At 65.0% G+C, this 6,794-nt stretch carries 6 protein-coding genes; 2 read left to right on the top strand and 4 right to left on the bottom strand.

Going from position 1 to position 6,794, the window contains the following annotated elements:
- Positions 1-274: 274 nt before the first annotated feature.
- A complete protein-coding gene (tyrS, locus tag ASD55_RS06250; protein WP_056715777.1) occupies positions 275-1,486 on the bottom strand; it encodes a tyrosine--tRNA ligase in 1,212 nt (403 codons plus the stop codon).
- A 181-nt stretch (positions 1,487-1,667) separates the two neighbouring features.
- Between tyrS and ASD55_RS06245 the strand changes: the two genes are divergently transcribed.
- A complete protein-coding gene (locus ASD55_RS06245) occupies positions 1,668-3,113 on the top strand; it encodes a peptidoglycan DD-metalloendopeptidase family protein (RefSeq protein WP_056715780.1) in 1,446 nt (481 codons plus the stop codon).
- Between the two features lie 12 nt (positions 3,114-3,125).
- Entirely contained in the window at positions 3,126-4,259 is a 1,134-nt protein-coding gene (locus tag ASD55_RS06240) for an anhydro-N-acetylmuramic acid kinase (RefSeq protein ID WP_056764547.1), read from the top strand.
- Here the strand turns inward: ASD55_RS06240 and ASD55_RS06235 are convergent.
- The 3 genes from ASD55_RS06235 to ASD55_RS06225 form a co-directional block, all read right to left on the bottom strand.
- Complete coding sequence (locus ASD55_RS06235; RefSeq protein WP_235577737.1) at positions 4,229-4,531, bottom strand: hypothetical protein; 303 nt, start codon at positions 4,529-4,531, stop codon at positions 4,229-4,231. The two genes, ASD55_RS06240 and ASD55_RS06235, sit on opposite strands and share 31 nt — an antisense overlap.
- A 157-nt stretch (positions 4,532-4,688) precedes the next feature.
- On the bottom strand, positions 4,689-5,927 hold the full coding sequence (locus ASD55_RS06230; RefSeq protein WP_056764552.1) for an MFS transporter: 1,239 nt from the start codon (positions 5,925-5,927) through the stop codon (positions 4,689-4,691).
- A gap of 67 nt (positions 5,928-5,994) precedes the next feature.
- Positions 5,995-6,765: an exodeoxyribonuclease III gene (locus tag ASD55_RS06225; RefSeq protein WP_056715787.1), complete on the bottom strand. Its 771-nt coding sequence runs from the start codon at positions 6,763-6,765 to the stop codon at positions 5,995-5,997.
- Positions 6,766-6,794 lie beyond the last annotated feature (29 nt).

The following is a 6,794-nucleotide window of genomic DNA, read 5'->3' as shown; positions in this document are numbered from 1 at the left end:
GTTTCCGGTTTGCGCCCCAAGACGTTTCGTCCTAGGTGAGCCGCCCATTCTACATCGCTTTTCCTCTCCGTCAACACCCTCGTGAAAGCTTTTTTCGAGGTCCCGGCGGTCCGTCTTGCGACGTTGGGCGACTGCGGGCTGCGAATAATACGATGTGTTTTCGGTTTGGCAAGCGCTTCTTCAGAGAAACCTTGCGGATGTTGCGCAAACCGCTGAGCTGACGCGAAATTTTATTTTCGCGCCCACCGAACGCAGCGCTGGAACGGCGTCCCGGTCAGCCCTGGACCAACCTCACGCGGGCGAAATTGCGCTTGCCAACCTGCAGTACGCCTTCGAAGCCTGCATGGAAGACCCGCTGCGCATCCTCGACCACCTCGGCATCGATGCGCACCGCACGCTCTTTCAGTTTCCGGTTCGCTTCGGAGTTGCTCGCCGTCAATCCGGCCGCAGTGAGCAAAGCCCCGAGGCGCAGGCCCTCGCCGGACACCGCGAGATCTGTCTGCGGCAACAGCGAGGTGTCGCCCTCGCCACGCACCACCGCATGCCACCCGGCGATCGCGAGTTCGGCGGTCGCCGCATCGTGGAAGCGCGTGGCCAGCTCGCGGGCCAGACGCAGCTTGGCGTCGCGTGGATTCAGTGCACCGCTGGCGATGTCCCGCTTCATCTGGGAAAGCTCGTCCAGCGACACCTCGAAGCTGAGCAACTCGAACCAGCGCCACATCAACTCGTCGCCGATCTTCATCGTCTTGGTGACGATGTCGATGGCCGGCTCGTTGATGCCGATGTAGTTGCCCAGCGACTTGGACATCTTGTTGACGCCGTCCAGCCCTTCCAGCAAGGGCATGGTCAGCACGACCTGCGGCGGCTGGCCGTGGTGCTCCTGCAGCGCACGGCCCATCAGCAGATTGAACTTCTGGTCGGTGCCGCCGAGCTCGACGTCGCACTTCAGGGCCACCGAGTCGTAGCCCTGCACCAGCGGATACAGGAACTCGTGGATCGCGATCGGCTGCTGCGCCGCGTAGCGCTTGGTGAAGTCGTCGCGCTCGAGCATGCGCGCCACAGTGTGCTGCGCCGCGAGCCTGATCATGTCGGCCGCGCTCATCTTGCCGAACCACTCGGAGTTGAAACGCAACTCGGTCTTCTCGCGGTCCAGTACCTTGTAGACCTGTTCCGCGTAGGTCTCGGCGTTTGCCAGCACGTCTTCCCGGGTCAACGGCTTGCGGGTGACGTTCTTGCCGGTCGGATCGCCAATCATGCCGGTGAAGTCACCGATCAGGAAAATCACCTGGTGCCCCAGGTCCTGGAACTGGCGCATCTTGTTCAGCAATACGGTGTGCCCGAGATGCAGATCGGGCGCCGTCGGATCGAAACCCGCCTTGATCCGCAGTGGACGGCCGATCTTCAGGCGCTCGGCCAGGTCTTCCCGCTTGATGATTTCGTCGGCGCCACGGGCAATGGTGGCCAGCGCCTGCTCAAGCTCGCTCATGTGTTTTCTTTCTCTTCTGGTGAAAAGTGGGCCGCGGCAGACAATGTGACCGTGCCGTCAACGTTAATTGTGTGTTAACAAGGAATGTGTTGCAAACCCTTGATGGGAAAGGCATTGACGCCCTTTACACATGACCGTTATGGTACGCGCAGTTTGTACTTTGTAACGCGGGCGATACAGCATGGCAGAAGAAAAGCAGGGGGCGCGGCAAAACCGCAAGCAGGCGATCTGCCGCAAGGCACAGCGCCGACACTCCAACTTTTACGAACGCTGTGCACATTGGTCGTTCAATCGCTCCGGCGAAATCGAACCGATCCGCTGGCATCGCGAACGTCTGGTGTTGGCTGGTACCGCCCTGCTGATTACCGCCCTGTCCGGCTTCATCATGCCCGCATGGGCCAGCGCCATGCGGCCGGCACCGACACCGGAAGTCCACGCCTTGCTTCCGCTTGCGCTGCCCAAGGCGGTGCCGTCCAGCATCACCAGCCCGACCGTGGACGACTGGCAGGTAGTGCGGGTGCAGCCCGGCCAGACGCTCTCCGACATTTTCAACGCACGCGGCCTTGGCATGACGGACCTGCAACGCGTCATGGACGCTGCCGGTTCGGCGAAGTCCGCATTGCACAGCATCCGTCCGGGGCAGGAGTTCGACTTCCTGCTCGGCAGCGACGGCAGCCTGAAGGGTTTTCGTTTCGACCAGGACCAAGCCAGCCGCGCGATCGTTCGACTCGATGGCGCACAGCCGACGCTGGCTATCCAGCAGCGTGACATGGACCTGCGCGAACAGGTCGCCCATGGCGTCATCCGCAGCAGCCTCTATGCCGCCGGCGACCAGGCGGGCATGGACGCGGCGATGGTGGGCAAGCTTGCCGACCTGTTCAAGTACGACATCGACTTCGTGCAGGACATCCGCGTCGGCGACAGCTTCACGGTGATCTACGACGACATCTACCGCGATGGCGTGCGTTACGGCCAGGGCAACATCATCGCCGCGGAGTTCATCAACCAGGACAAGCGCTATACCGCGTACCGCTTCAAGAAGGCCGACGGCAGCTACGGCTGGTACAGCGAGGACGGCCGGCCGATCCAGAAATCGTTCCTGCGCATACCGGTCGACTTCACCCGGATCTCCTCGAAATTCACCACGGCGCGACTGCATCCGATCCTCGGTCGCATGCGCGCGCACAAGGGCGTCGATTACGCCGCTCCAAGCGGCACGCCGATCCACGCAGCCGGCGATGGCGTCATCAAGTATCACGGCTGGGAACGCGGCTACGGCAACTTCGTGGTGATCCAGCACGACAAGACCATCAGCACTGCGTACGGCCACATGTCGCGTTTCGTGAAGGGCCAACATGTGGGTGAACGCGTGCGTCAGGGCGAAGTGATCGGCTATGTGGGCATGACAGGGTTGGCCACCGGCCCGCACCTGCACTACGAGTTCCGCGTCAACGGCCAGCAGCGCAATCCGCAGACGGTCACCCTGCCGAAGCCCGAACCGTTGCCCGCCGCGCAAATGGCGCGTTTCAAGGCTGACGTGGTCAAGCCGCAGCTGGCACGCCTCACCGAACTGGACTCGCGCATCAAGCTGGCTCGCGCCAGCACCCCTGCCAACCACGACAACTGAGCATCCCCATCCGTGGATGACGATGCGTCGGCGACTTATCTCGGGCTGATTTCCGGCACCAGCGCAGACAGCATCGACAGCGTGCTGGTCAGCTTCCATCGCGGCATGCCGCAGTTGCTGGCCAGTCACTCGCACCCCTGGCCCGGCGCGTTGCGCGAGCGGATGCTCGCCCTGGCGCAAGGCGAGAGCGCGCCGGATCTGGACGCGCTGGGACGACTGGACGTGGAGATCGCCCACGGCTTCGCCGAAGCGTCGCTGGAGCTGCTCAAGCGCAGCGGCACGCCGGCGTCGGCTGTCCGCGCGATCGGCTCCCACGGCCAGACCTTGCGTCATCGGCCCGGCGGCGATTATCCGTTCACCCTGCAGCTGGGCGACCCCAGCGTCATCGCCGAGCGCTGCGGGATCGATGTGGTGGCGGATTTTCGTCGCGCCGACATCGCCGCCGGCGGGCAGGGCGCCCCGCTGCTGCCTGCCGTGCACGCGATGCTGCTGGCCCGACCGGGGCACACGCGGGTCGTGCTGAATCTGGGCGGCATCGCCAACATCACCGTGCTCGGCGCCGATGGCAGCGTGCTCGGTTTTGACACCGGCCCGGCCAATGGCCTGCTCGACGCGTGGTGCCTGCGCCAGCGCGGCGAGTCATTCGATCGGAATGGCAGGTATGCGGCCAGCGGCCAAGCCGACGAGGCCCTGCTCGCGCAGCTGCTGGACGACCCCTACTTTGCGCTGGCGCCACCCAAGAGCACCGGCCGCGAATACTTCCACCTGAACTGGCTCGCAACCCATTTGCGGCTGGCGGCGCTGCAACCGGCCGACGTGCAGGCCACCTTGCTGGAGCTGACCGCGCGCAGTGTCGCCGCGGCGATCACGCAACACGCGCCGGATGCCCGCGAAGTCCTGGCCTGCGGCGGCGGCGTCCACAACGGCGCGCTGATGCGGCGGCTGACGGAGCTGCTGGCGCCCCGGGCGCTTCTCAGCACCTCGCGTTACGGCGTCGACCCCGACTTCCTGGAAGCAACCGCCTTCGCCTGGCTGGCGCGACAGCGGCTGCTGGGATTGCCGGGCAACCTTCCGTCGGTCACCGGCGCTCGCGGCCCCCGCGTGCTGGGCGCCATCTATTCTGCGCCGGCGGCCGGTTCGTCGTAACGAATCCGCTCCGGAGCCAGTTGGGTCGGCCGGGTATGCGCCAGCGCGCGCAGGGCTTCCTGGAACACGCCCTGCTCGGCATCTTCCCAGTGCCCGTCGAGGCTGCCGAAGGCGTCGGGGTCGCGCTGGCTTTCGCTGAAGTGGTGGGCCACCGAGATGCCCAGTCCGCTGCGCAATGCCTGCAGCATCACGTCGTTGATGGAGCAGTGGCGATGTTTGGCCAACGCTCTGATGCGCTCGGTGAGCAGGCTGTCGACGTGCTGCAAGATCATGTCCGGCACAAGCGTCACTCCATGTTACACATGCCCTGTACCACCGATGTTTGCATAGCCATCAGCGGGCAGGGCGCCGGAAGCAGGAATCCGTGGACTGCTTCGCAGTCCGCTTGTGCGCGTTGTCGCGTCCGGGCCCGTGGAACAGGCCTTGTCTTCAGTTGCCCGATTCGTTCGCCAGCCGTTCGCGCTCGGCGCCGCGGAAATACCGCCACAGCCACGCGAACAGCATCATCGACGGCAGCACGGCCAGCACGGTGATCACGAAGTAGCCGCCGTATCCGGTGGCGGTGGCGATGCCGCCGGCGAAGAATCCGAGCAGTTTGCCGGGCAGGTTCACCAACGAACTGAGCAGCGCGTACTGGGTCGCCGTGTGTTGCCGGTTGACCAGGGAGGAGAGGAACGCCACGGTCGGCGGCCCCAGCATGCCCAGGGTGAGGTTCTCGCCGGAAATCACCAGGGTCAGCACCAGCAGGTTGCCGGGATGGGCGATCAACAGCAGGTACAACAGGTTGCTGCAGCCGCACAGCACGATGGTGACGCCCAAGGGACGCCAGGCGCCCCAGCGGGCTACCGCCGCGCCGCCGAGGAACACGCCGACAATGCCGATCCAGATGCCGTAGATCTTGGTGATCGTGCCGATCTCGGTCTTGGAGAAACCCATGTCGCGGTAGAACGGGCTCATGATGCCGCCGATGGTCGCCTGCTCCGGCATCTTGAACAGCAGCAGGAACAGCAGCGTCACCAGGGCAAGCACCCAGCCGTAGCGGCGGAAGAAATCGGCGAACGGATCGATCACGCTTTCGCGCATGGCATCGCGCCAGCGCGCGGCACGCACCCGCAGCACCTCGGGTTCGCGCGCCATCAAGGTTGTCGCCACGGGCACCGCCATCGCCAGCGCCATCAGCGCATAGACCGTCCGCCATGGCAGGTGGTCGGCCAGGATCAGCGCCACCGCACCGGCCAGCAGCAGACCGATCCGGTAACCCAGCGAGTAAGTCGCCACCAGCGCGCCCTGCGCCTCGATCGGAGCGATCTCGATCCGGTAGGCATCCACCGCGATGTCCTGGGTGGCGCCGAAGAAGGCCACCACCAGCGTGGCCACCACGAACAGGGGCAGTTGCGCCGGCGTCAACAGCGCCATGGCGAGCAGCCCGATCACCACGCCCAACTGCGCAAACAGCAACCAGCCGCGGCGCTGCCCGAGCCGGGCGAAACCGGGAATCCGGCCATGGTCGAGCAGGGGTGCCCAGACAAACTTGAACGCATAGGTCATGCCGGCGCTGGCGATCATCGTGATGTCCGCCAGCTTGATCCCGTTTTCCTTCAGCCAGTACGCCAGCGTGCCGGCCACCAGCAGGAAGGGCAGTCCCGAGGAGAAGCCGAGCAGGAACATCGTCCACGCCGCCGGCTGGGCGAACGCCCGCCAGACCGACGGCTTCGCCGGCTTGGGCGCGCCCGACTCAGTCGGCATAGTCGACGATGTAAGGCGCGTGATCGGAGAAGCGCTGGTCGCGGTAGATCGAGCACGCCTGCATGCGCTCGCGCAGCGACGGCGTGCAGACCTGGTAGTCGATCCGCCAGCCCACGTTGTTGGCGCGCGCCTGGCCACGGTTCGACCACCAGGTGTATTCGACCGCCTCGGGCTTGAGCGCGCGGAAACTGTCGACCCAGCCGCGCTGCTGGAACAGCAGGTCCAGCCACGCGCGCTCTTGCGGCAGGCAGCCGGAGTTCTTCTGGTTCGATGCCCAGTTCTTGATGTCGTTCTTCGTGTGCACGATGTTCCAGTCGCCGCAGATCACGTAGTCGCGGCCACTCTTCAGCCACTGGTCGAAGATCGGCGTGATCCACTCCATCGCCTTGAACTTGAACTGCTGGCGCTCGTCACCGGAGGAACCGGACGGGAAATACAGCGAGACCACGCTGAGGTTGCCGAAGCGCGCCTCGATGTAGCGACCCTCGTTGTCGAATTCGTCCCAGCCCAGTTCGGTCAGCACCTGGTCGGGCTCGCGCCTGGCGTAGATCGCCACGCCGCTGTAACCCTTCTTGCTGCTGGCGTCGCGGTAGAAGCAGTGATGGCCGTCGGGACGGAACATCGGGTCGCTCAGCTGGTTTTCCTGCGCCTTGGTTTCCTGCAGGCAGACCACGTCCGCGTCCTGCGTGCGCAGCCAGTCGAACACGCCCTTGGTGGCGGCCGAGCGGATGCCGTTGGCATTGAGGCTGATGATGCGCATGGATGCTCCCGAAGCGGATGGGCCATCAT

The sequence above is a fragment of the Rhodanobacter sp. Root561 genome, assembly GCF_001427365.1.
GTDB lineage: Bacteria > Pseudomonadota > Gammaproteobacteria > Xanthomonadales > Rhodanobacteraceae > Rhodanobacter.
Note: the sequence above shows the minus strand (reverse complement) of the source record. Positions and strands in the feature narration are given on the sequence as shown.